General features: G+C 69.1%; 31 protein-coding genes, 1 tRNA gene and 1 pseudogene. 20 read left to right on the top strand and 13 right to left on the bottom strand.

Annotation, left to right across the window (positions count from 1 at the left end; translation table 11 throughout):
- Positions 1 to 14 precede the first annotated feature (14 nt).
- Complete coding sequence (locus A8G15_RS16035; RefSeq protein WP_068161585.1) at positions 15 to 1,400, top strand: ATP-binding protein; 1,386 nt, start codon at positions 15 to 17, stop codon at positions 1,398 to 1,400.
- Positions 1,400 to 3,337, top strand: coding sequence for a vWA domain-containing protein (locus A8G15_RS16030; protein ID WP_068161426.1), 1,938 nt, complete (start codon positions 1,400 to 1,402; stop codon positions 3,335 to 3,337). Before A8G15_RS16035 ends, A8G15_RS16030 begins: the two co-directional genes overlap by 1 nt.
- Positions 3,338 to 3,368: 31 nt before the next feature.
- Here A8G15_RS16030 and A8G15_RS16025 read toward each other — a convergent pair whose 3' ends face one another.
- The 8 genes from A8G15_RS16025 to rpmB form a co-directional block, all read right to left on the bottom strand.
- Entirely contained in the window at positions 3,369 to 4,556 is a 1,188-nt protein-coding gene (locus A8G15_RS16025) for an MFS transporter (RefSeq protein WP_068161424.1), read from the bottom strand.
- Positions 4,557 to 4,559: 3 nt separating this feature from the next.
- A complete protein-coding gene (locus A8G15_RS16020) occupies positions 4,560 to 4,970 on the bottom strand; it encodes a large secreted protein (RefSeq protein ID WP_068161421.1) in 411 nt (136 codons plus the stop codon).
- A 22-nt stretch (positions 4,971 to 4,992) separates the two neighbouring features.
- On the bottom strand, positions 4,993 to 5,919 hold the full coding sequence (locus A8G15_RS16015) for an AEC family transporter (RefSeq protein WP_068161418.1): 927 nt from the start codon (positions 5,917 to 5,919) through the stop codon (positions 4,993 to 4,995).
- 84 nt (positions 5,920 to 6,003) lie between these two features.
- Positions 6,004 to 7,194, bottom strand: coding sequence for an RtcB family protein (locus tag A8G15_RS16010; protein ID WP_068161413.1), 1,191 nt, complete (start codon positions 7,192 to 7,194; stop codon positions 6,004 to 6,006).
- 344 nt (positions 7,195 to 7,538) lie between these two features.
- Positions 7,539 to 7,796 carry a 30S ribosomal protein S18 gene (gene rpsR / locus A8G15_RS16005; RefSeq protein WP_068161411.1) on the bottom strand — a complete coding sequence of 86 codons (258 nt, stop codon included), beginning with the start codon at positions 7,794 to 7,796 and terminating at the stop codon, positions 7,539 to 7,541.
- A 10-nt stretch (positions 7,797 to 7,806) separates the two neighbouring features.
- Positions 7,807 to 8,112 (bottom strand): 30S ribosomal protein S14, encoded by a 306-nt coding sequence (gene rpsN / locus A8G15_RS16000; protein ID WP_068161410.1) that lies wholly within the window; start codon positions 8,110 to 8,112, stop codon positions 7,807 to 7,809.
- 4 nt (positions 8,113 to 8,116) lie between these two features.
- Positions 8,117 to 8,281, bottom strand: coding sequence for a 50S ribosomal protein L33 (gene rpmG, locus A8G15_RS15995; RefSeq protein WP_068161409.1), 165 nt, complete (start codon positions 8,279 to 8,281; stop codon positions 8,117 to 8,119).
- A complete protein-coding gene (gene rpmB, locus A8G15_RS15990; protein ID WP_068161407.1) occupies positions 8,281 to 8,517 on the bottom strand; it encodes a 50S ribosomal protein L28 in 237 nt (78 codons plus the stop codon). The genes rpmG and rpmB overlap by 1 nt, the downstream gene beginning before the upstream one ends.
- A gap of 116 nt (positions 8,518 to 8,633) precedes the next feature.
- Between rpmB and mrf the strand changes: the two genes are divergently transcribed.
- The 10 genes from mrf (at position 8,634) to A8G15_RS15935 (ending at position 17,486) form a co-directional block, all read left to right on the top strand.
- Complete coding sequence (gene mrf, locus A8G15_RS15985; RefSeq protein WP_068161583.1) at positions 8,634 to 9,863, top strand: ribosome hibernation factor-recruiting GTPase MRF; 1,230 nt, start codon at positions 8,634 to 8,636, stop codon at positions 9,861 to 9,863.
- Positions 9,860 to 10,117: a type B 50S ribosomal protein L31 gene (locus A8G15_RS15980; RefSeq protein ID WP_068161401.1), complete on the top strand. Its 258-nt coding sequence runs from the start codon at positions 9,860 to 9,862 to the stop codon at positions 10,115 to 10,117. The genes mrf and A8G15_RS15980 overlap by 4 nt, the downstream gene beginning before the upstream one ends.
- A gap of 15 nt (positions 10,118 to 10,132) precedes the next feature.
- Positions 10,133 to 10,306: a 50S ribosomal protein L32 gene (gene rpmF, locus A8G15_RS15975; protein WP_068161395.1), complete on the top strand. Its 174-nt coding sequence runs from the start codon at positions 10,133 to 10,135 to the stop codon at positions 10,304 to 10,306.
- A 127-nt stretch (positions 10,307 to 10,433) separates the two neighbouring features.
- Positions 10,434 to 11,048 (top strand): trimeric intracellular cation channel family protein, encoded by a 615-nt coding sequence (locus tag A8G15_RS15970; RefSeq protein WP_068161392.1) that lies wholly within the window; start codon positions 10,434 to 10,436, stop codon positions 11,046 to 11,048.
- 43 nt (positions 11,049 to 11,091) lie between these two features.
- Entirely contained in the window at positions 11,092 to 11,781 is a 690-nt protein-coding gene (locus A8G15_RS15965) for a response regulator transcription factor (protein ID WP_068161389.1), read from the top strand.
- 20 nt (positions 11,782 to 11,801) lie between these two features.
- A complete protein-coding gene (locus tag A8G15_RS15960) occupies positions 11,802 to 13,217 on the top strand; it encodes a HAMP domain-containing sensor histidine kinase (protein WP_068161386.1) in 1,416 nt (471 codons plus the stop codon).
- Between the two features lie 91 nt (positions 13,218 to 13,308).
- A complete protein-coding gene (locus A8G15_RS15955; RefSeq protein ID WP_068161384.1) occupies positions 13,309 to 14,601 on the top strand; it encodes a S1C family serine protease in 1,293 nt (430 codons plus the stop codon).
- A 71-nt stretch (positions 14,602 to 14,672) separates the two neighbouring features.
- A complete protein-coding gene (locus A8G15_RS15950) occupies positions 14,673 to 15,170 on the top strand; it encodes a MogA/MoaB family molybdenum cofactor biosynthesis protein (RefSeq protein WP_211270179.1) in 498 nt (165 codons plus the stop codon).
- An 828-nt stretch (positions 15,171 to 15,998) separates the two neighbouring features.
- The gene (locus tag A8G15_RS15940; RefSeq protein WP_068161578.1) at positions 15,999 to 16,781 is read left to right on the top strand and encodes an MspA family porin; all 783 of its coding nucleotides are present in this window, start codon (positions 15,999 to 16,001) and stop codon (positions 16,779 to 16,781) included.
- A 54-nt stretch (positions 16,782 to 16,835) separates the two neighbouring features.
- Entirely contained in the window at positions 16,836 to 17,486 is a 651-nt protein-coding gene (locus A8G15_RS15935; protein ID WP_068161379.1) for an MspA family porin, read from the top strand.
- Between the two features lie 80 nt (positions 17,487 to 17,566).
- Here the strand turns inward: A8G15_RS15935 and mscL are convergent, their stop codons facing one another.
- The 4 genes and pseudogenes from mscL to A8G15_RS15915 form a co-directional block, all read right to left on the bottom strand.
- The gene (gene mscL, locus A8G15_RS15930; RefSeq protein WP_068161376.1) at positions 17,567 to 17,989 is read right to left on the bottom strand and encodes a large conductance mechanosensitive channel protein MscL; all 423 of its coding nucleotides are present in this window, start codon (positions 17,987 to 17,989) and stop codon (positions 17,567 to 17,569) included.
- 110 nt (positions 17,990 to 18,099) lie between these two features.
- A pseudogene (locus A8G15_RS15925) lies at positions 18,100 to 18,820 on the bottom strand (RcpC/CpaB family pilus assembly protein).
- A gap of 97 nt (positions 18,821 to 18,917) precedes the next feature.
- Positions 18,918 to 19,193 carry an FmdB family zinc ribbon protein gene (locus A8G15_RS15920; protein ID WP_068161373.1) on the bottom strand — a complete coding sequence of 92 codons (276 nt, stop codon included), beginning with the start codon at positions 19,191 to 19,193 and terminating at the stop codon, positions 18,918 to 18,920.
- Positions 19,194 to 19,275: 82 nt separating this feature from the next.
- Complete coding sequence (locus A8G15_RS15915) at positions 19,276 to 19,851, bottom strand: 5-formyltetrahydrofolate cyclo-ligase (protein ID WP_425415095.1); 576 nt, start codon at positions 19,849 to 19,851, stop codon at positions 19,276 to 19,278.
- A gap of 59 nt (positions 19,852 to 19,910) precedes the next feature.
- On the opposite strand from A8G15_RS15915, the gene A8G15_RS15910 reads away from it, so the two are divergent.
- The 7 genes from A8G15_RS15910 to A8G15_RS15885 all read left to right on the top strand — a co-directional run bounded on the left by A8G15_RS15910 (position 19,911) and on the right by A8G15_RS15885 (position 25,207).
- Complete coding sequence (locus A8G15_RS15910; protein ID WP_068161371.1) at positions 19,911 to 20,822, top strand: UTP--glucose-1-phosphate uridylyltransferase; 912 nt, start codon at positions 19,911 to 19,913, stop codon at positions 20,820 to 20,822.
- Between the two features lie 36 nt (positions 20,823 to 20,858).
- Entirely contained in the window at positions 20,859 to 22,118 is a 1,260-nt protein-coding gene (gene glp, locus A8G15_RS15905) for a molybdotransferase-like divisome protein Glp (RefSeq protein WP_068161370.1), read from the top strand.
- Complete coding sequence (locus A8G15_RS15900) at positions 22,118 to 22,753, top strand: GNAT family N-acetyltransferase (protein ID WP_156665428.1); 636 nt, start codon at positions 22,118 to 22,120, stop codon at positions 22,751 to 22,753. The genes glp and A8G15_RS15900 overlap by 1 nt, the downstream gene beginning before the upstream one ends.
- Before the next feature lie 246 nt (positions 22,754 to 22,999).
- Positions 23,000 to 23,818, top strand: a complete 819-nt coding sequence (sepX, locus tag A8G15_RS15895) for a divisome protein SepX/GlpR (protein WP_068161366.1) — start codon at positions 23,000 to 23,002, stop codon at positions 23,816 to 23,818.
- Positions 23,819 to 23,914: 96 nt separating this feature from the next.
- A tRNA-Ala gene (locus tag A8G15_RS15890) sits at positions 23,915 to 23,990 on the top strand.
- A 124-nt stretch (positions 23,991 to 24,114) separates the two neighbouring features.
- The gene (locus A8G15_RS31115; RefSeq protein ID WP_169833902.1) at positions 24,115 to 24,258 is read left to right on the top strand and encodes a hypothetical protein; all 144 of its coding nucleotides are present in this window, start codon (positions 24,115 to 24,117) and stop codon (positions 24,256 to 24,258) included.
- Between the two features lie 94 nt (positions 24,259 to 24,352).
- On the top strand, positions 24,353 to 25,207 hold the full coding sequence (locus A8G15_RS15885; protein WP_068161365.1) for an SDR family oxidoreductase: 855 nt from the start codon (positions 24,353 to 24,355) through the stop codon (positions 25,205 to 25,207).
- Between the two features lie 3 nt (positions 25,208 to 25,210).
- Here the strand turns inward: A8G15_RS15885 and A8G15_RS15880 are convergent, their stop codons facing one another.
- Positions 25,211 to 25,678, bottom strand: coding sequence for a heme-binding beta-barrel domain-containing protein (locus tag A8G15_RS15880; RefSeq protein WP_068161364.1), 468 nt, complete (start codon positions 25,676 to 25,678; stop codon positions 25,211 to 25,213).
- A gap of 73 nt (positions 25,679 to 25,751) precedes the next feature.
- Here A8G15_RS15880 and A8G15_RS15875 point away from each other — a divergent pair.
- The coding region (locus A8G15_RS15875; protein ID WP_245687866.1) for an arginine deiminase family protein at positions 25,752 to 26,049 on the top strand (298 nt) is incomplete at its 3' end.

Raw genomic sequence — 26,049 nt, 5'->3', positions numbered from 1 at the left:
GTACCTTGGGTGAGGTGACGTCACCCACAACCAGGCCGTCCACCCTCGGAGAGCTGCGCGCGTCCGGGCACGTGCAGCGATCGGTGAAGGACGAGATCCGGCAGAACCTGCTCGCCGCGCTGCGCGACGGCACCGACCCGTGGCCCGGCATCGTCGGATTCGACGACACCGTCGTCCCCCAACTCGAACGTGCCCTGCTCGCCGGCCACGACGTGGTGCTGCTCGGCGAACGCGGCCAGGGCAAGACCCGCCTGCTGCGGACGCTGCCGCTGCTCCTCGACGAATGGACCCCGGTGATCGCCGGATCCGAACTCGGCGAGCACCCGTACGAACCGATCACCCCCGCGTCGATCCGGCGCGCCGCCGAACTCGGCGACGAACTGCCCGTGGCGTGGCGGCACCGCAGCGAGCGGTACGCAGAGAAACTCGCCACCCCGGACACGTCCGTCGCCGACCTCGTCGGAGATGTGGACCCGGTCAAGGTCGCGGAGGGTCGCAGTCTCGGCGACCCCGAAACCATCCATTTCGGGCTGGTGCCCCGTGCCCATCGCGGCATCGTCGCCATCAACGAGCTGCCCGACCTGGCCGAACGTATCCAGGTGTCGCTGCTGAACGTGATGGAGGAACGCGACATCCAGGTTCGCGGCTACACGCTGCGTCTGCCGCTGGACGTGCTGCTCGTCGCGAGCGCCAACCCCGAGGACTACACCAACCGCGGTCGCATCATCACCCCGCTCAAGGACCGGTTCGGCGCGGAGATCCGCACCCACTACCCGGTGGAACTCGACGACGAGGTCGCGGTGATCGAGCAGGAAGCGGTCCTGCAGGCGCGGGTCCCGGACTTCCTGCTCGAGGTCCTGGCCCGGTTCACGCGGTTGCTGCGCGAGTCGACGTCGATCGATCAACGGTCCGGGGTGTCCGCGCGGTTCGCGGTCGCGGGTGCGGAGACGGTCGCCGCGGCGGCCGTGCATCGCGGGGCCGTGCTCGGTGAGGACGACCCGGTCGCCCGGCCGGTGGATCTGGCCACTGTGGTGGAGGTGCTGCGCGGCAAGGTCGAATTCGAATCCGGGGAGGAAGGCCGCGAATTCGAAGTCCTCGAACACCTGCTGCGCCGCGCGACCGCGGACACCGCGCGGGAACGGCTCGCCGGAATCGACCTGGCCTCGCTCGTCGCGACGATCGAACACGGCCGGCCGGTCACCACCGGGGACCGGGTCACCGCGAAGGTGCTCCTCGACGAACTGCCGGAGTTGCCGGTGCTCGACGTCGTCGCCGATCGTCTCGGCGCCGACGACATCGGGACCCGGGCTGCCGCAGTGGAGTTCGCGCTCGAGGGGTTGTATCTGGCCCGGCGCATCGCCAAACACGACGCCGACGACGGTACCGCGGTGTACTCCTGATGAGCAGGGGCGCGCAGTACGGACCGTACGACGGCGGTGATCCGCTGGCGGCGCCGGTCGACCTGCGCGACGCGCTCGCCGCGATCGGCGACGACGTGCTCGCGGGCAGTTCGCCGCGCCGCGCGCTGCGGGAGTTGCTGCGGCGCGGTCACGGCAACATGCGTGGCCTGGATCATCTTGCAGCGCAGGCGAACCGTCGCAAACGTGAACTGCTGAACCGCAACAATCTCGACGGCACCCTGCGGGAGGTGCGCGAGCTGCTCGATCGTGCGGTGCTCGCCGAACGCAAGGAACTCGCGCGCGCCCTCGACGACGATGCGCGGTTCGCGGAGATGCGGATCGAGGAACTGCCGTCGTCGGCCGCGCAGGCCGTGCAGGAACTGGCCGACTACGACTGGCGCAGCCCCGAGGCGCGACAGGACTACGAGAAGATCCGCGACCTGCTCGGCCGGGAGATCCTCGATCAGCGTTTCGCCGGGATGAAACAGGCGCTCGAAGGCGCCACCGACGAGGATCGGCGCCGCGTCGGCGAAATGTTGAGGGATCTGAACGACCTGCTGGACAAGCATTCTCGTGGTGAGGACACACCCGAGGACTTCGAGCAGTTCATGGCCGAGCACGGCGACTTCTTTCCGGAGAACCCGCGCAACGTCGACGAACTGCTCGATTCGCTCGCGCAGCGTGCGGCGGCGGCGCAGCGTCTGCGCAATTCGATGACGCAGGAGCAACGTGACGAGCTGGACGCCCTGGCGCAGCAGGCATTCGGGTCGCCGTCGTTGATGGAACAACTGAGCCGGCTCGACGAGCACCTGCAGGCCGCGCGTCCGGGCGAGGACTGGTCCGGGTCGGAACGGTTCCGCGGGGATCAGGGGATGGGTCTGGGCGAGGCCACCGGGGCGTTGCAGGACATCGCCGAACTCGACTCGCTCGCCGAGCAGTTATCGCAGCAGTACGCGGGTGCCTCGCTCGACGACATCGATCTGGACACGCTCGCACGGCAACTCGGCGACGAGGCCGCCGCCGATGCGCGCACCCTCGCCGAACTGGAGAAGGAACTGCAACGGCAGGGCTTCTTCGATCGGGGCGCCGACGGGCAGTGGCGATTGTCGCCGAAGGCGATGCGCCAGCTCGGGCAGACCGCGCTGCGCGACGTGATGAACCGGTTGTCGTCGCGTGGCGGACAGCGCGAGACGCGTCGGGCCGGTGCGATGGGCGAACCGACCGGCGCGTCACGGCCGTGGGAGTTCGGCGACACCGAATCCTGGGATGTGGTGCGCACCCTCACGAACGCGACGTTGCGCGACCCGGGGCGGGTACCGGTGCGGATGACGGTCACGGACGTGGAGGTCGTGGAAACCGAGCAGCGCGCGCAGGCGGCGGTCGCGTTGCTGGTGGACACGTCGTTCTCAATGGTGATGGACGGTCGCTGGGTACCGATGAAACGCACCGCGCTTGCGCTGAACCACCTGGTGTCGACGCGGTTCCGCGGGGATGCGTTGCAGTTGATCGCGTTCGGGCGGCACGCGCACGTGGTCACCGCGACGGAACTGGCCGGCCTGGACGGGGTGTACGAGCAGGGCACCAATCTGCATCACGCGCTGATGCTCGCCGGCCGGCACCTGCGCCGGCATTCGAACGCGCAGCCGGTGGTGCTCGTCGTCACGGACGGGGAACCGACCGCGCACATCGAACCGGAGGGATATGCGATGTTCGACTACCCGCCGAGCCCGCGCACGCTGGGGCTGACGGTTCGCGAACTCGACCATCTGGCGCGGCTGGGCGCGCAGATCACGATCTTCCGGCTCGGTGACGATCCCGGCCTGGCCCGGATCGTGGATCGGATGGCGCGCCGCGTCGGCGGTCGCGTCGTCGCACCGGACCTCGACGGGTTGGGTGCCGCGGTCGTCGGTGACTACGTGCGGGCCCGCAGGCGCTGACGCGCCCCGTGCGCGGTTTCGGTAGCCGGAGCTACCAAAACCGCGCACGGGCACGGGTCGCGCGCCAGGTGCTGGTCGCGGCCGCGGACAGCAGGGCGGCGGTCACCAGGAACACCGACGCCGTGCCCGCGACCCCCGCGACCGCGCCGGCCGCCAGCGGCACCGCGACCTGCCCGAGCCGGTTGCCGGTCAGGCGCACCGCGAGGGCGGAGGCGCGGTCCGACGGCGACACCAGTTGCACGACCCACGTCATCGTCAGGGGTTGCCCGACACCCCAGAACGTTCCGCAGATCGCGAGGAGCGCGCCGATCACCCACGGGTTCGGCACGAACGGGATCAGCGCGACCGGGACGATCGTCGCGGCGGTCGCGGAGATCAGCAGCCACCGTCGCGGTATGCGGCGGAGCGCCCACGGCAGCAGCGCCCGCGATGCGATCGACGCGACGGTCCGGGCGGTGAGCAACGCGGACACCAGCAGCACCCCGAATCCGAACTCGGCCCCGAGCAGCGGCAGGTAGACCACCACCAGATCCACGGATGCCAGGACCACGAGGCTCGACAGCATCGCGGGTTTCATGCCGGGGGTGCGCAGCATCGACAGCACCGATTGCGGTGCGTCACCGTCGCCGCGGCGCCCGGGCTCGGCCGGCTCGCGCAGCCCGACGACGAACGGCAGTGCCAGAGCGGAGATCGCGGTCATCACCAGCAGTGCCGGGGTGGTGTTCACGGTCGTCGGATCGCCCCCGCCGGCTGCGGCGATGATCCCGGCGACGGGCACCCCCGCAGCCTGGCCGATCGACACGCCGAGGGTGATCCCGGCGAAGCCGCGGTCCAGGCGGTCCGGGGGCGACAGGATCGACACGAACGCCTGTCCCGACACCGTGACCAGCAGCTGGCCCAGCCCGAGCACGACGTTGCCGACGCCGAGCAGCGGCAGGGTCGGGCTCAGCGCGATGACCGCGGCGCCGGCCGTCGTCACCACGACCCCCGCCCGCAGGATGCCCGCTGCGTGATGTCGATCCACCGCGCGTCCCAGCTGGACGGCGGCGACGAGCGGCACGATCGCGTACAGCGCGGTGATCGCACCGATGGTGGTGGCGTCACCGCCGAGTGCGAGGACCCGATAGGACACCAGGACCCGGACCGATTGGAACGCGGCGTGCAGTAGCGCGGTCGCGGTGCACAGGTAGAGCAGCCAGTGGCGGGGTGCAGCGGCCACGGATCAGCCGGCCGTCACGGTACGTCCGGCGAGGGGTGACTGCAGCGGCACGTCGAGGATGCCGGTGACGGCGATCTGGATGCACATGCGGTCCGCGGCCTCCGGGAGCGTTCCACCCCGCAGCGCGACGGTGACCGAGCTGCCGGTTTCGGTGACGGTCGCGTCGACGCCGTAGCACTCGGGGGTGCCGGACTCGAAGTGCACGGCGATGTGGTCGCCGGCCGGCGACCAGGACGTGATCTCGACGGGGTGCGGGTCGAGGAGGTCGGGACGGGCGGTGAACACGGTCGCCCCGGCGGGCGCGGGTGCCTGCGGCAGCGGCGGTACGTCGGCGGCGCCGTTTCCGCACGCGACCGCTGCACATCCGAACACGGCGACGGTGAGGGCACGGGTGACGATCGTCGGCAGGCGCATGGCTGTCACGTTATGCCTGCGATCACGCGAGCAGTGCGGCGACGAGGCCGATGCCGGGGATCGATGCGAGGGTCGTCACGAGCGCCGCGTCGCGGGCCAGCACCATCCCGCGCCCGTAGCGGCTGGCGTAGACGAACACGTTCTGCGCGGTCGGCAGTGCCGCGACCACGACGATCGCGAACAGTTCGTGACCGTCCAGGCCGAGCAGCCAGCGCGCCATGAGATAGGCGAGCACCGGTTGCACCACGATCTTGAGGACCGATGCGAGCGCGACGTCGCGGCGCGGGCTCTGCCCCTTCTCGAGCACCTTCACCCCCTGCAGCGACAAGCCGAACGCGAGCAGCGCCCCCGGGACGGACGCGCCACCGAGCAGGTGGAACGGCTGCAGCACGGCCTCGGGCAGGGTCACCCCGGACACCGCGACGAGCAGACCGGCGGCGCCGGCCAGCACGATCGGGTTCTTGAACGGCGCGGCGACGGTTTCCCTCCGGGACGCGCCGGCCCGCATCGTCGACAGGTCCAGGATCGTCAGAGCGATCGGGGAGAACAGCACGATCTGGAACAGCAGCAGCGGCGCGACGAACGAGGCGTCACCCAGCACGAACACGGCGATGGGGATACCGAGGTTCGCGGAGTTGACGTACGACGCGGCGAGCGCCCCGATGGTGAGTTCCGGCAGCGGCCGTCGCAGCCACAGCTTCGCGATCACCAGGTACAGCGCGGCGACCGCGAACGCGGTCGCGGCGGCGACGTACAGGGTGGGGGAGAAGATGACCGACAGGTCCGAGGTGGCGAGTGCGTCGAACAGCAGCGCCGGGGTCGCGACGAAGAACACCAGTCGGCTGAGCACCACCTGCCCCTCGGGACCGAGTGTTCCGGTGCGGCCGAGCAGGAAACCGATCGCGATGATCACGAAGATCACCCCGAACCCCGCAACCACACCAGACACGGCCGTCGAGTCTAATGATCCGCGGCCGATGACCCAGGTCACACCCGGTATGCGCCCGGAATCACCCCTGAAATGCTCCGGGTGTCAGCCCTTCACACACAGAACGGTCCGCAGATGGGTGACCACCTCGACGAGGTTGTCCTGTGCGGCGATCACCTCGTTCAGGTCCTTGTAGGCGCCCGGTATCTCGTCGACCACACCGGCGTCCTTGCGGCATTCGATCCCGGCGGTCTGGGCGCGCAGATCATCGACGGTGAAGGCACGCTTCGCGGCACCCCGGCTCATCCGGCGGCCCGCCCCGTGCGACGCCGAGTACAGCGACCTCGGGTTGCCGAGGCCGCGCACCACGTACGAGCCGGTCCCCATCGATCCGGGGATCAGCGCCAGGTCGCCCGAACCGGCCCGGATCGCGCCCTTGCGGGTGACGACGTACTCGGCACCGTCGACGGTCTCGCTTCCGACATAGTTGTGGTGCACGTTGATCTCGTCGGCGAACCGCACGTGCGGGAACGCCTCGGTCACCACGTTGCGGAACAGCGCGACCATCACCGCGCGGGACAGGGCCGCGAAGTCCTGGGCCCAGCGCAGATCGAACAGGTACGCGTCCATCTCGGGGGATCCGGCGAGGAAGTAGGCCAGGTCGCGGTCGGGGAGGTCGCGGTTGTGCGGCAGGTGCTTGGCGACGCCGATGTGGCGTTCGGCCAGTTCCTTGCCGATGTTGCGCGACCCCGAGTGCAGCGTCAGCCACACCGCGTCGTCGGCGTCGAGGCACACCTCGATGAAGTGGTTGCCGCCGCCGAGGGTGCCGACCGCGCACGGCGCCTTGGCCAGTGCACGCGCAACCGGGGCGCGCAGTTCCTTCGACCGCTCCCACAGCCGGGCGGACCGGCTCTCGATCTTCCCGCCGAGCCGCCGGGTCCCGACCGGGCTCTTGTGGACGGCGAATCCGACGGGGATGGCCTTCTCTATCGCCGATCGCAGGGGGCCGAGGTCGCCGGGCAGGTCGGCCGCGCTCAGCGATGTCTTCACCGCGGCGACGCCGCAACCGATGTCCACGCCGACCGCCGACGGCGACACCGCGTCGTGCATGGCGATGACCGAGCCGACGGTGGCGCCCTTGCCGAGATGCACGTCGGGCATGACCGCGACGATGCGCACCGGGTCGAGCCGCGCGATGTTGCGCAGCTGGGCCAGGGCCTGCGGTTCGATCTCGTGCTCGTGTGCCCACAGCCGGACGACGGGCTGACCGCTCAGCGCGACCGGGAACTCGGACATGACTGCTTCCTCCTCGGGGCCGGTGTTCCGCGACGGACCCTAGACGGGGCACACCCGCATTGTCGTCCGATTTTCGTGCCCGACCCCGGGTGCGAGTGTGCACGGATGGTCGTCGGAAGCCCGTTTCTGCAGCAACTTGGGCACCGACGAGCGGCAGCGGACCGAGGACATCGAACGGTACGGCGCGTTCGTGGTGCCGGGGTGGTCGGTGATCCGCGTGAGTTCCGAGCAGCTCCGGACTCGGCCGAGATCGATCGCGGAACGGGTCCGCAGATCGTTGCGGGCAGCGGGAACGGCGACGCCGCCCCGTCCGGATGCGGACGGGGCGGCGTCGGAGTGCTGTCCTACTTGCTGCTGACGTAGGGGAGCAGGGCCATCTCGCGAGCGTTCTTGACCGCGACGGCGACCTGACGCTGCTGCTGCGGGGTCAGGCCCGTGACGCGACGGCTGCGGATCTTGCCGCGGTCGGAGATGAACGTGCGGAGCAGGTTCACGTCCTTGTAGTCGACGTACTCGATCTTCGCCGCGAAGAGCGGGTTCTTCTTGGGGCGGCGGCTCTCCTGCGCGCGTGCCTTCTTGGACGGTCCTCGCCTGACTGCCATTCGGTGCTCCTCACCAGCTCGACTTGTGGACGCCGGGTAATTCCCCGCGGTGGGCGAGCTCGCGCACACGCACGCGTGAGAGCCCGAACTTTCGCAGGTGGCCGCGCGGGCGGCCGTCCGCAGCGTCTCGATTGCGCAATCTTACCGGACTCGCGTCGCGGGGCAGTTTCTGCAGTGCGGCCTGCGCGGCGCGGCGTTCGTCGTGTGTGCTCGACGGCCGCCGGACCACGTCCTTCAGCTCGGCGCGGCGCTGCGCGTAGCGGGCGACGACGAGCTTGCGCTGCTCGTTCCGGGCGATCGTCGATTTCTTGGCCACGGCGTTATTTCTCCTCGCGGAAGTCGACGTGCCGGCGCAGCACCGGATCGTATTTGCGCAGGACGAGGCGGTCGGGGTCGTTGCGCCGGTTCTTGCGGGTGACGTAGGTGTAGCCGGTGCCGCCGGTCGAGCGGAGTTTGACGATGGGGCGGATCTCGCTGCGGGCCATCAGAGGCGTTCCCCGCGGGCGCGCAGCCGGGCGACCACGGCGTCGATGCCGTCGCGGTCGATGGTCTTGATGCCCTTCGCGGAGACGGTGAGGGTGACGCGCCGGCCTTCCGAGGGCACGAAGTACGTCTTGCGCTGGATGTTCGGGTTCCAGCGGCGGTTCGTTCGGACGTGGGAATGGGAGACGGTCTTCCCGAAGCCGGGAGAGCGCCCGGTGACCTGGCAGTGCGCCGACACGATGTGTCCTTCCTCGCCGACACGCTGAGCGTAACGACAATCATTTTCGACAAATTGCCCGGCCGACTGTACGCTGCCGATCAGCTAATGACAATCGTTATCGAAAGGTGGTTCCGGTGGACACCAGGACACCGCTGATCGTCGTGTCCGGCCTGCACGGTCCGACCGCCCGCGCCGCACACGCGCTGCTGCGGCCCGGCACCGTCGTCGTGCACCACGATCTCGGCCACATCGGCGAAGGCGTCGTGCGGCGCACCGTCACGACCGTCGACGGCGAACAACTCGACGTCCTCGAACTCGCACACGGCTGCATCTCCTGCACCCTGCGCGAAGACCTCCTGCCGCTGCTGCGCCGCCTCCACACCCGCAGCACCGTCGACCGGATCGTCCTGCACCTCGACCCGCAGCTCGAACCCGAAGCCCTGTGCTGGGCCGTCGAGCACATCGTGGTCGCCGGGGTGGTCGGGCAGATCGACGGACCCGCCGCCCGCGACGTACGCATCGAGGCCGTCGTGACCTGCCTCGACGCGCAGACCTGGCTCGACGACGCCACCGGCGACGTCGACCTCCGGCCCGGCACCGACGACGACCGCACCGTCGCACAGGTCGTCGTCGGGCAGGTCGAGTTCGCCGACGCCCTGGTCGTCGCCCCCGGCGCCGACGGCTGGCAGCAGGCCCGCCTGCACGCCGTGCTCACCCGCCTCGCACCCGGCGCACCCATCACCTGGACGGACCGGCCCGACGTCGAAGCCCTGCTCGGGCAGGTCCCGCCGACAGCGCGCCGCGGCAGCGTCGACGACGCCCATGCCCCGCTGCTGCGCGGTCAGCCGCCCCTCGGTGAGGACTGCGGCGTGCGACTGGTCGAATTCGCCGCCGCCCGGCCGTTCCATCCGCAGCGGCTGCACGACGCGATCGACGTGCTCCTCGACGGAGTGGTGCGGTCGCGCGGTCGCGCGTGGGTCGCCACCCAGCCGGGCAACGCCCTGTTGCTCGAGTCCGCGGGCGGGGGCCTGCGGGTCGCGCACGCCGGACCGTGGCTCGCTTCGATGACCCCGGACCAGCAGGAACGAGTTCCGGCATCGCGACGCGCGATGGCCGCGCTGCGCTGGGACGAGACCTACGGCGACCGCGACAGCTCACTCGTGGTCCTCGTCCACGACGCCGACCCCGACGAGATCCTGCGCACGCTGCGCGCGGCGCTGCTCACCGACGCCGAGTTCGCCGATCCGGACAGCTGGACGACATGGGACGACCCGTTCGGCGACCACCACCGCGACCCGTGCGAGGACCTCCCGATCCAGCACCGGGAAGAACCGGCCACACCCAGGAAAGAAGGACACGCATGAAAACCGGAATCCACCCCGACTACCACCCCGTCGTGTTCCAGGACGCGAACACCGGATCGACGTTCCTGACGCGCTCGACCCTCACCTCGGACCGGACCGTCGAATGGTCCGACGGCAACACCTATCCGCTGGTCGTCGTCGACGTCACCAGCGAGTCGCATCCGTTCTGGACGGGGACCGCGCGGGTGCTCGACGCCGCCGGACGCGTCGAGAAGTTCGAACGCAAGTACGGCAAGCGGCAGCGCCGCGCCTGAGACGGAGGAAGAACGATGGCAGTCCCGAAACGCCGGATGTCCCGGTCGAACACCCGCAGCCGCCGCTCGCAGTGGAACGCGAAGGCACCCGAGCTGGTCCCGGTCACGGTCGGCGGGAGGACGCACCGGGTCCCGCGTCGCCTGGTCCGCGCGGTGACCCTCGGCGTCCTCGACCCGCGCGACCTCTGAGCGGCCCCGCGCCCGCCGCCTCCGGCGACCCCGCGCTCCCGGGTGATGGGTGCCTTCAGCCGGTAGGACCGAATACTGGTTCCCATCACCCGGGGTGGGGGCGGGCCGGGGGTGGCATGGTTACTGCGTGCTTCTGCAGATCCTCGAACTCGTCGGCATCGTGGCGTTCGCGATGTCGGGTGCACTCGTCGGCGTCGTCAAGCGGCTCGACCTGTTCGGGGTGTGCCTGGTCGGGGTGTTCACCGCGGTCGGCGGCGGTATCGTCCGCGACCTGCTGCTCGACATCCATCCGCCGTCGTCGCTGAACAACTGGCGGTACCTGGGGGCCGCGCTCGCCGCGTCGCTCCTCGTCTTCTATCTACACACGGTGGTGTCGAAGCTGAACCGGGAAATCCTCGTGCTCGACGCGCTCGGGATGGGCCTGTTCGCGACCACCGGCGCGACCATCGCTCTCGAGGCCGGCGCGGAACCGCTCGCGGCGGCCCTGATCGGCGCGACCGCCGCGATCGGTGGTGGCATCCTGCGCGACGTCCTGGTCAACGAGGTCCCGCTGCTGCTGCACCGCGACCTCTACGCGATCCCGGCGCTGCTCGGCGCCGCGGTTCTCGTCACCGCCCACGAACTGGGCGTCGGACAGAACCTCGCGCTGGTGCTGGGCACCCTACTCGCCACCGGCCTGCGGCTCGTTGCACTGTGGCGCGGCTGGAGCCTGCCCCAGGCACGGACGCCACGCGAGGACTGACCTCTCAGCGAGTTCTCAGCCGGTTCGGGCCACACTGGTGGGCATGCGCATTCTGGTGGTCGACGACGATCGGGCGGTACGCGAGTCACTGCGCCGGTCCCTCAGCTTCAACGGCTATTCCGTCGAACTGGCCACCGACGGGCAGGACGCCCTCGATCAGCTGCAGGTGAGCAGGCCCGACGCGATGGTGCTGGACGTGATGATGCCGCGCGTCGACGGCCTCGAGGTGTGCCGGCGGCTGCGCAGCACCGGCGACGACCTGCCGATCCTCGTGCTCACCGCCCGGGACTCGGTGTCCGAACGGGTCGCCGGTCTCGACGCGGGCGCCGACGACTATCTGCCGAAACCGTTCGCACTCGAGGAACTGCTCGCGCGGCTGCGGGCCCTGTTGCGGCGCGCGGCTCCCGATCCGAACCGGGCCTCCGAGGAGATACTGAGCTTCGAGGACCTGACCCTGAATCCGGACACGCGCGAGGTCACGCGCGGTGATCGTCCGATCAGCCTCACGCGCACCGAGTTCGCCCTGATGGAAATGCTCATGGCGAACCCGCGCCGGGTGCTCACCCGCAGCCGCATCCTCGAGGAGGTGTGGGGTTACGACTTCCCGACGTCCGGCAACGCCCTCGAGGTGTACGTCGGATATCTGCGCCGCAAGACGGAGGCCGACGGTGAGCCGCGTCTGATCCACACGGTCCGTGGCGTCGGCTACGTGCTGCGCGAGACGCCGCCGTGATCGGCGACGGACCAGATGTGATGAAGGTGAAACGTCCGATGCGGCCCCCGATGCTGCTGACCCGCTCGGTGCCGCTGCGTGTCCGGGTGACGTTGCTCGCCGCGGGCGCGGTCGCGCTCGCGGTAGCGGTGACGTCGATCGCCGCGTACGCGGTCGTCGCGCGGGCTCTCTATTCGGATGTGGACAAGCAGTTGCAGGCCCGCGCGTCCGCGCTCGTCGAATCCAGCACGCTCATCACCTACGACCCCCGCTACATCGGCGGTGCCAAGCTCTACAGCTCCCTCATCAGCGTCGCGCTCATCTACCCGGACCTCGGCCGCTACGTGCCGCCCGGATCGACGGTGCCGATCGGTGAACCCGAACTCGAGGTCGCGGAGGGCAAGGCGGAGTCGTCCCTGCGGACCGTGTCGCAGCAGCGGGTCCTCGCGCAGCGCATCCCCGACGGCAGCACCGTGGTGATCGCGCAACGCCTCGAACCGACCGCGCAGATCCTCAACCGGCTGGCCAGTGTGTTGTTCGTCGTCGGTGGATGCGGTGTGGTGCTGGCCGCTGCCGGCGGCGCGACCGTCGGGCGCACGGGGCTGAGACCGGTCGCGCGGCTCACGGCCGCCGCCGAACGCGTCGCCCGCACCGACGACCTGCGGCCGATCCGGGTGACCGGCCACGACGAACTCGCCCGCCTGACGGAGAGCTTCAACACGATGCTGCGGGCGCTGGCAGAGTCCCGGGAACGGCAGAGTCGTCTCGTCGCCGACGCCGGGCACGAGTTGCGCACGCCGTTGACGTCGCTGCGCACCAACATGGAACTGCTCATCGCCGCGAGCCGGCCCGGGGCACCGCAGTTGCCCGACGAGGACATGGCCGAGTTGCGTGAGGACGTGGTCGCGCAGATCGAGGAACTGTCGACGCTCGTCGGCGACCTCGTGGACCTGGCCCGTGAGGACGCCCCCGAGACGGTGTTCGAGGCCGTCGACATCGCCGACGTCGTCGAGCGCAGCCTCGAACGCGCCCGTCGTCGCCGCTCGGAGATCGACTTCACCGCGACCACCGAACCGTGGTTCGTGTTCGGCGACCACGCGGCGTTGTCGCGTGCGGTGCTCAATGTCCTCGACAACGCCGCGAAGTGGAGCCCGTCGGGCGCCGAGGTGCTGGTGGCGATGCGCCAGCTCGGTGAGGGCCTGATGGAGCTCACCGTCGACGACGCCGGTCCGGGCATCCCCGAGGAGGAACGCGAGCTCGTGTTCGAACGGTTCTACCGGGCGACGACCGCGCGTTCGATGCCGGGTTCCGGGCTGGGCCTGGCGATCGTGCGGCAGGTGGTGATGAAGCACGGCGGCACCATCGCGGTGGACCGGTCCTTGCGCGGGGGCGCGTTGATCCGCATCGTGCTGCCGGGCACGCCGGACCTGTCCGAAAGCGGTCTCCCAGAAGATTGACAGCAAAATTCGGTCTTGTTCTAAGTGACTTCTCAGCGATCGGGTCCACCCTGGATGTGTACAGATCCGAACGTGGACGAACGGGGAAGCGATGAGCGACGACCAGAATCCTGGGCAGCCGTACCAGCCGCCGACCACCCCTTACCCGGGGTTCGGTCGGACGGAACCCCACGGCGCGACCCCGCAGCAGCCGGGACCTCACCAGCCGGGAGCACACCAGGCGGGAACCCCGCATCCCGGCGTTCCGCAGGCAGGATTCGCGCAGCCGGGACCCCACCCGACGACGCAGCAGCCGGCCCGGCGGGGCCGCGGCGCGCTCGTCGCAGGTGCGATCGCCCTGGCCCTGGTCAGCGGTGGCGTCGGCGGTGCAGTCGGGGCCTTGGCCGTGGGTGGCAACGACGCCCCGCCGGTCACCAACTCGCTCGACGCCTCCAAGCCGGAGACCACGACCGTCGCGAACGCGCCGGCCGGATCGGTGCAGGCGGTCGCGCAGAAGGTCGTGCCCAGCGTCGTGCGTATCGGCATCGTCGGACGTACCGCGCAGGGTGAGGGCTCCGGCGTGATCCTGTCCTCCGACGGGCTCATCCTCACCAACAACCACGTCGCCGCCGGCGGTGGGCCGGGCGCACAACTGACCGCGTACTTCGCAGACGGCAGTTCCGCGCCCGCCACCGTCGTCGCCACCGATCCCACCTCCGACCTGGCGGTCGTCCGCGCCGAGGGCCGCACCGACCTGACCCCGATCGACCTCGGATCGTCCGATTCGCTGCAGGTCGGGCAGCCCGTCGTCGCGGTCGGATCTCCGCTCGGCCTCGAGAGCACCGTCACCTCCGGCATCATCTCGGCCCTGGATCGCCCCGTGTCCACCAGCGGCGAGACCGGCAACCAGAGCACCGTGATCGACGCGATCCAGACCGACGCCGCGATCAACCCCGGCAACTCCGGGGGCGCGCTCGTGAACATGGACGGTCAGCTGGTCGGCATCAACACCGCCATCGCGACGTCCGGGGAACAGTCCGGATCCATCGGTCTCGGCTTCGCGATCCCGATCGACCAGGCCCGCCGCATCGCGCAGGAACTCATCGACAACGGTTCCGCGACCCACGCCATCATCGGCGTGCAGGTTCCCTCGCAGGACGCCGCCCGGGGCGCGACGGTCATGGAGGTCACCGCGGGCAGCCCCGCTGAGAAGGCCGGTATTCCGCGCGGCTCGGTGATCACCAAGATCGACGACCGTACCGTCACCGACGGTGATTCGCTGATCGCGGCCGTCCGCTCGCACGCGCCGGGCGACACCGTCCGCATCACCTACACCGATGCACAGGGCAACAACGAGAAGAGCGTCGACGTGCAGCTCGTCGCCGCCGAGGATGGCGGACGATGAACGACGGAACGCTGACGGCCGATATCGGGCATACCGCTCGTCTGCTGGACATGGGAACTACCGTGGGGGCCATGGAACTCGAAGCCCCCCGGACCGGCCGTGCTCTCGTCGTGATCGTCGACGATCGTGTTGCGCACGGAGACAATCCCGATTCCTCCGGCCCGCTCGTGACGGAACTGCTGCTGGAAGGGGGCTTCGTCGTCGACGGTGTCGTCACGGTCTCGGCCGACGAGGTCGAGATCCGCAACGCGCTCAACACCGCGGTGATCGGTGGTGTCGATCTGGTGGTGTCGGTCGGAGGCACCGGGGTGTCGCCGCGCGACGTGACGCCCGAAGCGACGGCCGACGTTCTCGATCACGAGCTGAAGGGGATCAGCGAGGCGCTGCGCTCGTCGGGTCTGTCGGCCGGTGCCCTGGACGCCGGGTTGTCGCGCGGGCTGGTCGGCGTGTCCGGCTCGACGCTGGTGGCGAACCTCGCGTCGTCGCGTGCCGCGATCCGCGACGGTATGGCGACGCTGACGCCGCTGGCCGCGCACGTCATCGAGGAACTGTCGCGACTGGAGGGCTGACCGACGTGAACGCCGAGGGTGCGGGTGCGGACGCTGCGGGACAGGCCCCGGACAATGGGCCGGCCCGGGGTGAAAAAACGGGTGAAACCGCAGGTGGCGGGGGTCGGATCGACCGCGCCCGGCTCGCCCGCATCTTCGGTGACGTCCTGCCCGAGACGACGCGGGACGAACGGGGACCGGGTGAGGAGCGACCGGACTCCGACGATTGGCTCCGCCGGCAGGTCCCGCCCCACCACGGCTAGGTGTGATCTCGGACACTCGTCCACTTCGCGAACGAAACCGAGTTCAACTGCGATTCGCCGTCCCGAAACGTTCCCGAAATATTGTCGATTGCCACAATGTGGGAAACGGCCGGGATCGTACCGTGGGGTCGGTAATCTCCGACACTCCTTGCAAGGTTTGCGAAGCGGGCACTACGGCTTGATAACCAGCGTCGATGATCGAAACGGTCGGTGCGGGACAACGGTGTAACGAATTACAACGTTGTGACCCGTATCACTAGGTTACCGAATCGTTATCGTTCACTTCTGCGAAACCTGCCGATCTGTGCGTGCACCGCCATCTAGCAGGGCATGTGAGGGTAGCCATTGCCCGTGTTTAGGTCACCGTCTAGTCTCTGCACAGGTTCGATCGAGTAAAGACCCGGGCTAAAGTCCGGGTCTTTTATCACGAATCGGTAACACAGCTACCGTGCGGATGATGTGCGCATCGGCATCGACGGGGGACTGCCTCGGCGGCGCTCGGTGTGACATGCCCTCGCGGGCGACACGACGATTTGTCGGACGCGGGTGCTTTGAACCCGGCACGCAGAGAATGGATGAGGCATTCATGAAGATTCAGACGCGACGCGGTCTGAAGGCCGCCCGCAACGCCACGGTGGCCGCCGCCGCCGTGGCCGGTCTGGTCCTCGGATCGTCGGGTGTGGCCAACGCCGACGTCGACGACCAGAACCGGATCGTGTCCGCCGGTAACGAGGTGATCGTTACCCAGAAGGACACGTTCATCCAGGGTGTGCCTCCGATCGGTGGTAGCCCGCTGAGCCGCCAGTGGTTCCACAACGGTGTGGGCGTCGCCAACATCGTCGGTCCCGCCGCCGCTGATTTCGAGGGCTCGACCTTCCAGTTCGGTTACCAGTTCGCGTGGGCTGGTTCTGTCGACGGCTCGGTCGGCGTCAGCTGGACGTCACCGGGTCTGGGTGTGGATACGACCAGTGAACGCACCCCTCGTTTTGTGCCCGTCTACGAGAAGGACGCGGCCGGCAACGTCATCAAGGATGCGGCAGGCAAGCCCGTCCCGGTCAAGCAAGATGGCCAGGACGTCTTTGTCGAGGATCCGGAAGGCGGCGAGATCGAGCTCAGTGATGTCGAGCTCGGTGTGTCCGACATCCTTCCGCAGGCCACCGCGGGAATTGAGCTCACCCCGGCTCCGGGCATCGAGGAACTCGTCGTCGCCGAGGGCGAGTTCGACGGCGATTTCAAGGAAGTCCAGTTCGCCAACGTCTCCGGTGCGGCCACCGGCATCATCGGCCCGGTCCAGATCCGCCCGTTCGTCCGCGTGATCACCGCGAACGGCGACAACGTGACCACCTACGGCAAGGTCTGGACCATCTAGTTCGGCTTCCGCCACACCTCGCAGTACATCCCCACCACGAAATACGGAGTAATCATGGGAATCAAGTCGCGTGGCTTCAAGGCCGCCCGTAACGCCGCCGTCTCCGGCGCCGCCGTGCTCGGCCTCGTCCTGGGTGCGACCGGCACCGCGCAGGCCGCCGTCGACGACCAGAACCGCATCATCTCCGACGGCCTCGAGGTCGTCGTGACCCAGGAAGACACCCAGATCAACGGTGTTCCGGCGCTCGGTGGCAGCCCGTTCAACCGTGAGTTCTTCCACAACGGCCGCGGCACCGCGAACCTGATCGGCGAGGGCGCTGCCGACGCCGAGGGCACCACCTTCCAGTTCGGCTACCAGTTCGCGTGGATGGGCAGCATCGACGGCTCCATCGGGGTCACCTACTCCACCCCGCAGCTCGAGTCGACCCTCACTCTCGACCCTGTGACCCTTGTGGAGGCCGAGGTCGGCGTGACCGACATCCTCCCGCAGGGTCACACCGAGCTGACCTTGACACCGGCTCCGGGCATCGAGGAGCTCGTCGTCGCCGAGGGTGAGTTCGACGGCGACTACAAGACCGTTCAGTTCGCCAACGTCCACGGTGTGGCCTCCGGCGTCCTCGGCTCCGTCCAGGTCCGTCCGTTCGTCCGCGCGATCACCGCGAACGGCGACAACGTCACCACCTACGGCAAGGCCTGGACCGTCTAAGGAGACAGTCCGGCAACACGCCGAACAAGGCTGGGCCCCTCGGATTTCCGAGGGGCCCAGCCCTTTTCGTACCGTCACGGTTACGATTCCGGGACGTCCTTCGCGTGCGCGCCGACCTGGCCGGCCTGTGTCTCGAGGATGTCGCGGATCTGGATGAGCAGATCCTCGGCGCTGGCCTTCTCGTCGGACTTCTCCGTCGCGAACCGTTTCTTGGCGGCATTCGCCGGAACGATGAGCACGAAGTACACGACGGCGGCGATGATGACGAAGTTGATGGCCGCACTCACGACCGCGCCGATGTTGACGAACGTGGCGGGGTTGTCCGCGAGGATCTGGAAACCCCAGCCCATGTCGTTGCTCCCGCCGAGCGCGGCGACGAGCGGATTGATGATGTACTCGGTGAAGGCCGTCACGATGGCCACGAACGCGGTACCCACGACCACCGCGACCGCGAGGTCGAGGACGTTGCCTCTCAGCAGGAAGTCCTTGAAGCCCTTGAGCATGATCCGCTCTCCTTGTGGTGCCGGTCACATTACGGGTTCGAGGGAACCATAAACCAACTGCGTGGTTTGCACAGCGCAGTGCACGCACTGTTCCGTCCCGGCGCAGGACCTCAGTGCAGCGTGACGGTGAGCGCGCTGACCAGCGACGCCGCCGCGACCGCGGTGGCCTGCTCGGGTGCCAGTGCCAACAGGACCACACGTTCACGCTGGTCACGGCCGTCTTCGGCAGTGTGCGCAAGTACGACGGTCGCCCCCGTCGCCAGCACCTGCGCGTTGGGGGAGAGGTCCTCGGATCCGGGCGCGACCGTGAGCACGTCCACGAGATCGCCTTCGCGCAGCAGATCGCCGACACCGGCGTCGGCCAGCCGGATCGGCACCACGCGCGCATCCGGATGCCCGGTCGCGGCACCCGCCAGCAGTGGACCGAGCATGCGGACCGAGACGAGGGTTTCGCCGGCGGGCACCGGCCCGGACAGGGGTGTGGCCGACGGCATCGGAGAGAACGGTGAGGGCGCCGGACGGCACCGCCGACGATTCGCGGTCGACGAGTTCGATGTCGTCGAGGGTGAGGGTGTACCCGGGACTCAGATCACGCACCGCGACGACGGCCGGCGACCGGCCGCTCGACGGCCCGTCCCGCAGCGCCGTCACGAGGGCGACGAGCGCCAGCAGTGCAGCCGCACCGCGCCGGGCCGCGACCGTGCGCGCCCAGCCCGGCCGCAACAGCGTGCTCGCGCGGTCGACGAGCGTCGGCCGGAGCGAGGCGGACGGCCGAGGTGCGGCAGCGCGGAATCGTGATCCGGGTGGGAACGGGAAAAGACCGGCGGGCATGGCCGAACCCTACGAGTTCGGTCGTGCCTGCCGGCCTTCGGAAGCGTGAATTACGGGCGGGCTGTGGATGAATCGCCCGCCTGTGGACAACCCGCGATCAGCTCGCGGCAGCCGCCGGGGCGGAGGTGCCGGTCGACGACGAGCTGCTGCTCGACGAGTCGGACTTGGCGGGCTCGCTCACGGTGCTGCTGCCGCCGCCCCGCGAATCGGTGCGGTAGAAACCGCTGCCCTTGAAGACGACCCCGACGGAGTTGAAGAGCTTGCGGAGCTTGCCGGTGCATTCGGGGCACTCGGTGAGGGAGTCGTCGCTGAACGACTGCACGATGTCGAAACGGTTGTCGCACGCCGTGCAGGCATATGAATAGGTGGGCACCGCTGAATCCTCCGCGCGTTCGAAAATAAATCGCAGCTTTAGCACTCTACAGCCGACAGTGCCAACGACGCCAGTGTGAGATCTATTCCACCAGCGCGGTCAGTCCGCCGCCCGGCGTGAGGGCGTGCGTCATCCGGATGTCGTGCGGGTCCTCGGGCAGTTCGTCGACGAGTTCGTCGTCGCGCACGACCGCGATCAGCCGGGCCGACGGATCGGCCAGGTGCAGTGTCCGGTCGTAGAACCCGGCACCCCGGCCCAGCCGCACACCGCGCCGGTCGACGGCGAGCGCCGGCACCAGCACCACCGCCGCCTGCGCCACGGTCGCGGGCGCCAGCACCGGACCGCGAGGTTCGCGCAGCCCGAACTCCGCCGCGACGAGGTCGTCCTCGCCGGTGTACTCGGCCCACTCGAGCACGCTATCGGGGCTGGTCAGCGGCACCAGCACCCGGCTGCCGGTATGCCGTAACGCGTCGAGCAGCGACAACGACCCCGGTTCCGAGCCGACCGGCACGTACGCGCAGACCGTCGAGCCCGGTGCGGCCAGCGCTCTGGCCGACGCGGTCAGCGCATCGTTCTCGACGCGGCGCTGCGCGTCGGTACGGTCGCGCCGGGCGGCGAGAACCGAGGTCCGCCAGACGGCCTTCGGTCGTGTCTGCACACCGGCCACCTTAAGATCGTTGGGCTACCGCGGGGTAGTGAACGTTAGGGTGGGAGTCTATGACGAACAATACGACCGACGGCGTCCGACATTTCCGGACAGCAGTCGTCCCTGCGGCAGGCATGGGCACGCGGTTTCTTCCGGCGACCAAGACCGTGCCCAAGGAACTGCTCCCGGTCGTCGACACCCCGGGCATCGAACTCGTGGCCGGTGAGGCCGCGGATTCGGGTGCCGAGCGTCTGTTGATCGTCACGTCCCCCGGCAAGGACGGCGTCGTCGCCCACTTCGTCGAGGACCTGGTCCTCGAGTCGAAGCTGGAGGAGAAGGGCAAGTACGAGCTGCTGGCGAAGGTGCGCAAGGCGCCGGGCCTGCTCGACGTCCGGTCCGTCGTCCAGGAACAGCCGCTCGGTCTCGGCCACGCCGTCGCGTGCGCGGAGAAGGCACTCGACCCCGACGAGGACGCGATCGCGGTGCTGCTGCCCGACGACCTCGTGCTGCCCGTCGGCGTGCTGGAAACCATGCAGCGCGTGCGCGCCAAGCGCGGCGGCTCGGTGCTGTGCGCGATCGACGTGCCCAAGGACCAGATCAGTGCGTATGGCGTGTTCGATGTCGAGGTCGTACCCGATGCCACCAACCCCGACGTCCTCAAGGTTCTCGGCATGGTCGAGAAGCCGCCCGTCGAGGACGCGCCGTCGACGTTCGCCGCAGCCGGCCGTTACCTGCTCGATCGCGCGATCTTCGATGCCCTGCGCCGGATCACCCCCGGTGCCGGCGGCGAACTCCAGCTGACCGACGCCATCGCGCTCCTCATCGAGGAGGGCCATCCCGTGCACGTCGTCGTGCACCGCGGTACTCGACACGACCTCGGAAATCCCGGAGGCTACCTCCGCGCTGCGGTTGACTCTGCGTTGAACACCGAGGAATACGGTCCGTCTTTGCGTGAGTGGCTCATCGAACGCCTCGAGCGCTGACGATCGTCGGGTCGCGGCTGGAGGACGAGAAGCGGTATGCGGTCGGTTGAGGAACAGCAGGCACGGGTCACGGCGGCAGCCGTCGCACCCCGGCCGGTTCGGGTAGCGATCTCCGAGGCACAGGGTCTGCTCTGTGCCGAGGAAGTGGTCACCGAGCGGCCCCTGCCGGGATTCGACCAGGCCGCGATCGACGGATACGCGGTGCGCAGCGTCGACGTCCAGGACGCGGGTGCCACCGTCACGGACGAGGACGGCGAACCCGCCGAACTGAGCTTGCCCGTCGTCGGGGAGGTCCGCGCCGGCTCGCGCCAGCCGATCCGGCTGCAACCGCGGCAGGCCGTGCGGGTCGACACCGGTGCGCCCCTGCCCACCCTCGCCGACGCCGTGCTCCCGCTCGACTGCACCGACGGCGGCAGCGCCCGCATCCGCGTTCACAAGGCCGTCCGCAGCGGCGACTACGTCCGCCGCGCCGGCGACGACGTGCAACCGGGCGATGTCGCGGTTCGCGCCGGGACCATCATCGGAGCGGCGCAGGTCGGCCTGCTCGCCGCGGTCGGTCGCGACAAGGTGCTCGTGCATCCGCGACCGCGACTGTCGGTGATCTCCGTCGGCGGCGAACTCGTCGACGTCGACCGCACCCCCGGACCGGGGCAGGTGTACGACGTGAACTCGTATGCGCTGGCTGCCGCCGCGCGCGACGCGGGCGCCGACGTCAACCGCGTCGGTATCGCCGGCACCGACCCGAAGACGCTGCGCGAGGTCGTCGAAGGACAGCTCATCCGCTCGGAGATCGTCGTGATCGCCGGGGCGGTCGGCGGCGGCGCACTCGAGGACGTCCGCGAAGCACTCTCCGATCTCGGTCCCCTCGAAGTGGACCGCATCGCGATGCACCCCGGGTCCGTGCAGGGTTTCGGTCAGCTCGGCCGCGACGAGGTGCCCACGTTCCTGCTGCCCGCCAACCCGGTCGGTGCGCTCGTCGTGTTCGAGGTGATGGTGCGGCCGCTGATCCGCATCGCACTCGGCCGGCGGCACCCGATGCGCCGCGTCGTCGCGGCCCGGACGGTCGCGCCGATCACGTCCATCCCCGGTCGCAAGGGTTTCCTGCGCGGTCAGCTCATGCGCGACGAGACCTCCGGGGAGTACCTCGTGCAGGCGCTCGGCGGGGCGGCGGGCGCGTCGTCGCATCTGCTCGCGACGCTCGCCGAGGCGAACTGCCTGGTGCTGGTCGATCCCGAGGTCTCCGAGGTCCGCACCGGCGACCCGGTGGACGTCGCGTTCCTCGGGCAGCGCGGTTGATCGGCGTTCATCCGGGCTGGCCGGCGGAACTGGGTCCGCTGCGGGTTCGTGGCGGTGTGGTGACCGTACGCTCCGTGAGGTTGCGCGACGCCGCGGCATGGAGCCGGCTGCGGACCGCCGACCGCAGGCATCTCGAACCGTGGGAGCCGACCGGTGACTCGTCGTGGGATGCGCGCCACCACATCTCGGTGTGGCCCGGCATGTACCGGAGTCTGCGTGCCGAGGCCCGCAAGGGGCACATGCTGCCGATGGCCATCGAACTAGACGGACAGTTCTGCGGGCAGCTCACCGTCGGCAACATCGTCCGCGGCGCATTGCGTTCCGCGTGGATCGGCTACTGGGTCAGCAAGGACGTCAACGGCATGGGGGTTGCCACCGCGGCGGTCGCGCTGGGCCTGGACCACTGTTTCGGCCCGGTCGGCCTGCATCGCGTCGAGGCGACCGTGCGGCCGGAGAACGCGGCGAGCCGCGCGGTGCTCGCCAACGTCGGATTCCGCGAGGAAGGGCTGCTGCGCCGCTACCTCGACGTGTACGGAACGTTCCGCGACCACCTACTGGTCGCGATGACCGTCGAGGAGGTGCCCGGCTCGGTGTCGGACCGGCTCGTCCGGAGCGGTCGCGCCAGCTGGGCGTGAAAGATCGGGTAACTATATCTACCTGTAACGCACATTACGGTCATTTCGCGTAGTAATACGCATGCAGACATATATTCCTGTGACTAGAGTGAAGAAAGTGTCACGTGATTCGCAGTGACTCGTGTTGCAGTAGTTGTCACATGAGTCCGGCGTTTCTGTCGGGGTGACCGAGCGGATGCCATTAGCCTGACAGGGTCAGTGGCGTCGACAGGCTGGTAGGCGACAACTGGGAGGAGGGCCGCCGGTATGCCGAACTCGCTCCTGTGGATCGGACTCGTTGCCGTGTGGCTGTTCGTCCTGGTGCCGATGCTGGTCACGAAACGCCCCCGTATCCGCCAGACGACCGACGCCGCGCTCGCAACGCGTGTTCTGCACCGTGGTGACGACGACCCGATCACCCCGCGTGGTCCGGCCGCAGGTCACCGCAGTGATCCGAACTGGCGTCCCAGTCGCGATCGCCGCCGCGCACCCCTCGCGGCCGATCGAGTGGACAGCCCCGCGGAGGACAGCATGGACACCCAGGAACTCGTCGATCGCGACGAGCGGCCCCCCGAAGAAACCACCGATCGAGCCCCCGCCCGGGAGTTCGTGCCCGAACGCCGCGGTCGCGGCGGATTCGACCCGCACGCGGACGCCGTTGCCCGGGCGGCGCGGTACGAGTTCCGGCAGCGCGCCGTGCTCGGACTGCTGTTCGCGGCGATCATGACCGCGGCACTCGCTCTCATCGTCTCGTCCGCCCTGTGGTGGCTGTGCGCGCTGGCGATGGGCGCGCTGGTCGGCTACATGTTCTATCTGCGGCGGCAGGTCCGGCTCGAGCAGGAGATCCGCCGCCGCCGCATGGCCCGTCTCGCGCGGTCGCGGCTCGGTGTCGAATCGCGCAGCGACGAGGAACTGCGTCTGATCCCGTCGAGGCTGCGGCGACCCGGTGCCGTCGTGCTCGAAGTGGACGACGAGGATCCGGTGTTCGACCATCTCGACAACTACGAGGACGAGTTCGACGTCCACGAACCCCGTGAGACCCGCGAACCCTCCGAGTACGAAGTGCGTCGCGCCTCCGGCGAGTGACGGACGCACATCCCTCATTACTGCCTCTGAACTGCCGATTTCGTGTCTCGTCGGTGTGTTTGCTACAGTTTGCGAGCGGTTCCGGTAGGGACCTGCGGGGCTGTGGCGCAGTTGGTAGCGCGCTTCGTTCGCATCGAAGAGGTCAGGGGTTCGATTCCCCTCAGCTCCACCACCGAAGGGCGCCTTCCGATCCGGAAGGCGCCCTTCGTCGTTCCCCGGCACCGTTACCGCAACGGCACCCGATCCGGTGGCAGGCCCCAGGAAAACGGGGAACACTGTGTGACATGGAACACAGGATGAGTGACGACGAACTTCGGCGTGCAATTCGGGTGCTCCGCGAGCGAGCCGATACCGCGCGGCACGAGAACCGAACCGGCGACGCCGAGCGGATCGAGGAGACGATCCACCAGTACCAGGAGGAGATGGCCCAGCGTCTCTGAAAATCCGACACGTCCGGAAACGAGGCTCTGACAGCGTGCGTCGTGGCCGCTAGGGTACGCACAAGCATTCGGCGGGCACGGCGGACGGGGGAGCATGGCCATCAAGGACCTGCGCGGCACCACATTTCTGGTGACCGGCGCCGCGAGCGGCATAGGACGGGCCCTGGCACTCGCCGCGGCCGCGGAAGGTGCCCGGCTCGTCCTCACCGACATCTCCCGCGACGGACTCGACGACACCGCCCGCACCGTCCGTGACCGCGGCGGCGTCGTCCTGCACGCCGACGCCCTCGACATCTCCGACTACGACGCGGTCACCGCATGGGCCGCGAAGGTCCACGAGCAGTCCGGCAGCGTCGACGTCGTCGCGAACGTCGCCGGGGTGTCGGTGTGGGGCACGGTCGACAAGCTCGAGCACCGCCACTGGAAGCAGATGGTCGACGTCAACCTGATGGGGCCGATCCACGTGATCGAGAACTTCGTGCCCCCGATGATCGAGGCACGACGCGGTGGGCACCTCGTGAACGTCTCGTCCGCGGCGGGATTGCTGGCGCTGCCGTGGCATTCGGCGTACAGCGCCTCGAAGTTCGGTCTGCGCGGTGTCTCCGAGGTCCTCAGATTCGATCTCAGACGTCACCGCATCGGCGTGTCCCTCGTCGTCCCCGGTGCGGTCCGAACCCCCCTCGTGAACACCGTGCAGATCGTCGGCGTGGACCGTGACGCGCCCGAAGCCCGCGCGCTCACCGGACGTTTCGAGAAGCACGCCGCCTCGCCGGAGAAGGTCGCCGACTGCATCCTGACCGGAATGAAGAAGAACCGCTTCCTCGTCTACACGTCCTTCGACGTGCGGTTCGGATACTGGTGGGCCCGCAAGTTCGCGCCGCCGTACAACGCGACCATGCAGTTCGCCAACGACTACTTCACCCGCACCCTGCGCCGCGTCGGTAAATAGGTCTCACGCCTCGCGCGTGAACTCCGCATGCAGATGGTGCGTCAGCGGCGTCGCGTCGTGCGCCATCCACAGGTCGTAGGTGAGGGTGTCGCGGTCGAGCACGAACCGGCGGCGCAACTCGTGCACGGGCTTCGCATCCGGCGACCGCTCGAGATGCACGGCCGTGAAGTCGAGGACGCCGTGCGTGAGCCGTGACCGCTGGATCTCGACGAACCCAGTGGGTTGCGACACCAGCAGTTCCACCTCGTGGCCGCTGCGACGCAGGTAGCCGTTCTCCGTGTGCAGCGGACGCCCGTCGTCGCGCGCACGGGTGCGGCTGACGTACATCAGGAACGGCTTGCCGGGAATCGCCGTGAACTCGATCGTCTCGTCGTACGCGAAGTCGTCGATGGTGGGGTAGTGGCCGTCGCCGCCGCCGACCCATCGGCCGGCGAACGGGGACAGTTCGCCGAGCGGGTCCGAATCCGTCACGTGTGGTGCTCCTCGCTCACGTATGGGCACGTCGATCCTCCCACCGACGCGACGTCGGCACTACCGTTGACGCATGAACGCGCGGTTGGCTGTGGATTCCGAGGTCGGTGCCCTCACGACGGTCATGCTGCACCGGCCCGGCGCGGAACTCGAGCGGCTGACCCCCCGCAACAGCGATCAGTTGCTGTTCGACGCGTTGCCGTGGGTGGCGCGCGCCCAGGAGGAACACGACGCCTTCGCCGAACTGCTCCGCGGTCGCGGCGTCGAGGTGCTGCTGCTCGCGGACCTGCTCACCGAGACGCTCGAGGTCAGCGGTGCCGCGCGCATCCAGGGAATCGCCTCGGCGGTCGATCCGCGCCGGCTCGGGCATG

This window comes from Rhodococcus phenolicus, from assembly GCF_001646785.1.
In the GTDB taxonomy this organism is placed as follows: domain Bacteria; phylum Actinomycetota; class Actinomycetes; order Mycobacteriales; family Mycobacteriaceae; genus Rhodococcus; species Rhodococcus phenolicus.
This window is presented reverse-complemented; position numbering and strand designations above follow the sequence as displayed.

Bases quoted from the DNA above. Each gene is read 5' to 3' on its own strand.
- A8G15_RS16010 (WP_068161413.1), bottom strand. From the start codon at position 7,194: ATGTCCGAGTTCCCGGTCGCGCTGAGCGGTCAGCCCGTCGTCCGGCTG.
- A8G15_RS15885 (WP_068161365.1), top strand. From the start codon at position 24,353: ATGGCCATCAAGGACCTGCGCGGCACCACATTTCTGGTGACCGGCGCC.
- sepX (WP_068161366.1), top strand. From the start codon at position 23,000: ATGCCGAACTCGCTCCTGTGGATCGGACTCGTTGCCGTGTGGCTGTTC.
- A8G15_RS15955 (WP_068161384.1), top strand. From the start codon at position 13,309: ATGAGCGACGACCAGAATCCTGGGCAGCCGTACCAGCCGCCGACCACC.
- rpsR (WP_068161411.1), bottom strand. From the start codon at position 7,796: ATGGCAGTCAGGCGAGGACCGTCCAAGAAGGCACGCGCGCAGGAGAGC.
- A8G15_RS15980 (WP_068161401.1), top strand. From the start codon at position 9,860: ATGAAAACCGGAATCCACCCCGACTACCACCCCGTCGTGTTCCAGGAC.
- A8G15_RS31115 (WP_169833902.1), top strand. From the start codon at position 24,115: ATGAGTGACGACGAACTTCGGCGTGCAATTCGGGTGCTCCGCGAGCGA.
- A8G15_RS15950 (WP_211270179.1), top strand. From the start codon at position 14,673: ATGGAACTCGAAGCCCCCCGGACCGGCCGTGCTCTCGTCGTGATCGTC.
- rpmG (WP_068161409.1), bottom strand. From the start codon at position 8,281: ATGGCCCGCAGCGAGATCCGCCCCATCGTCAAACTCCGCTCGACCGGC.
- A8G15_RS15960 (WP_068161386.1), top strand. From the start codon at position 11,802: ATGAAGGTGAAACGTCCGATGCGGCCCCCGATGCTGCTGACCCGCTCG.
- A8G15_RS15965 (WP_068161389.1), top strand. From the start codon at position 11,092: ATGCGCATTCTGGTGGTCGACGACGATCGGGCGGTACGCGAGTCACTG.
- A8G15_RS15940 (WP_068161578.1), top strand. From the start codon at position 15,999: ATGAAGATTCAGACGCGACGCGGTCTGAAGGCCGCCCGCAACGCCACG.
- A8G15_RS16020 (WP_068161421.1), bottom strand. From the start codon at position 4,970: ATGCGCCTGCCGACGATCGTCACCCGTGCCCTCACCGTCGCCGTGTTC.
- A8G15_RS15910 (WP_068161371.1), top strand. From the start codon at position 19,911: ATGACGAACAATACGACCGACGGCGTCCGACATTTCCGGACAGCAGTC.
- rpmF (WP_068161395.1), top strand. From the start codon at position 10,133: ATGGCAGTCCCGAAACGCCGGATGTCCCGGTCGAACACCCGCAGCCGC.
- glp (WP_068161370.1), top strand. From the start codon at position 20,859: ATGCGGTCGGTTGAGGAACAGCAGGCACGGGTCACGGCGGCAGCCGTC.
- A8G15_RS16030 (WP_068161426.1), top strand. From the start codon at position 1,400: ATGAGCAGGGGCGCGCAGTACGGACCGTACGACGGCGGTGATCCGCTG.
- A8G15_RS15935 (WP_068161379.1), top strand. From the start codon at position 16,836: ATGGGAATCAAGTCGCGTGGCTTCAAGGCCGCCCGTAACGCCGCCGTC.
- mscL (WP_068161376.1), bottom strand. From the start codon at position 17,989: ATGCTCAAGGGCTTCAAGGACTTCCTGCTGAGAGGCAACGTCCTCGAC.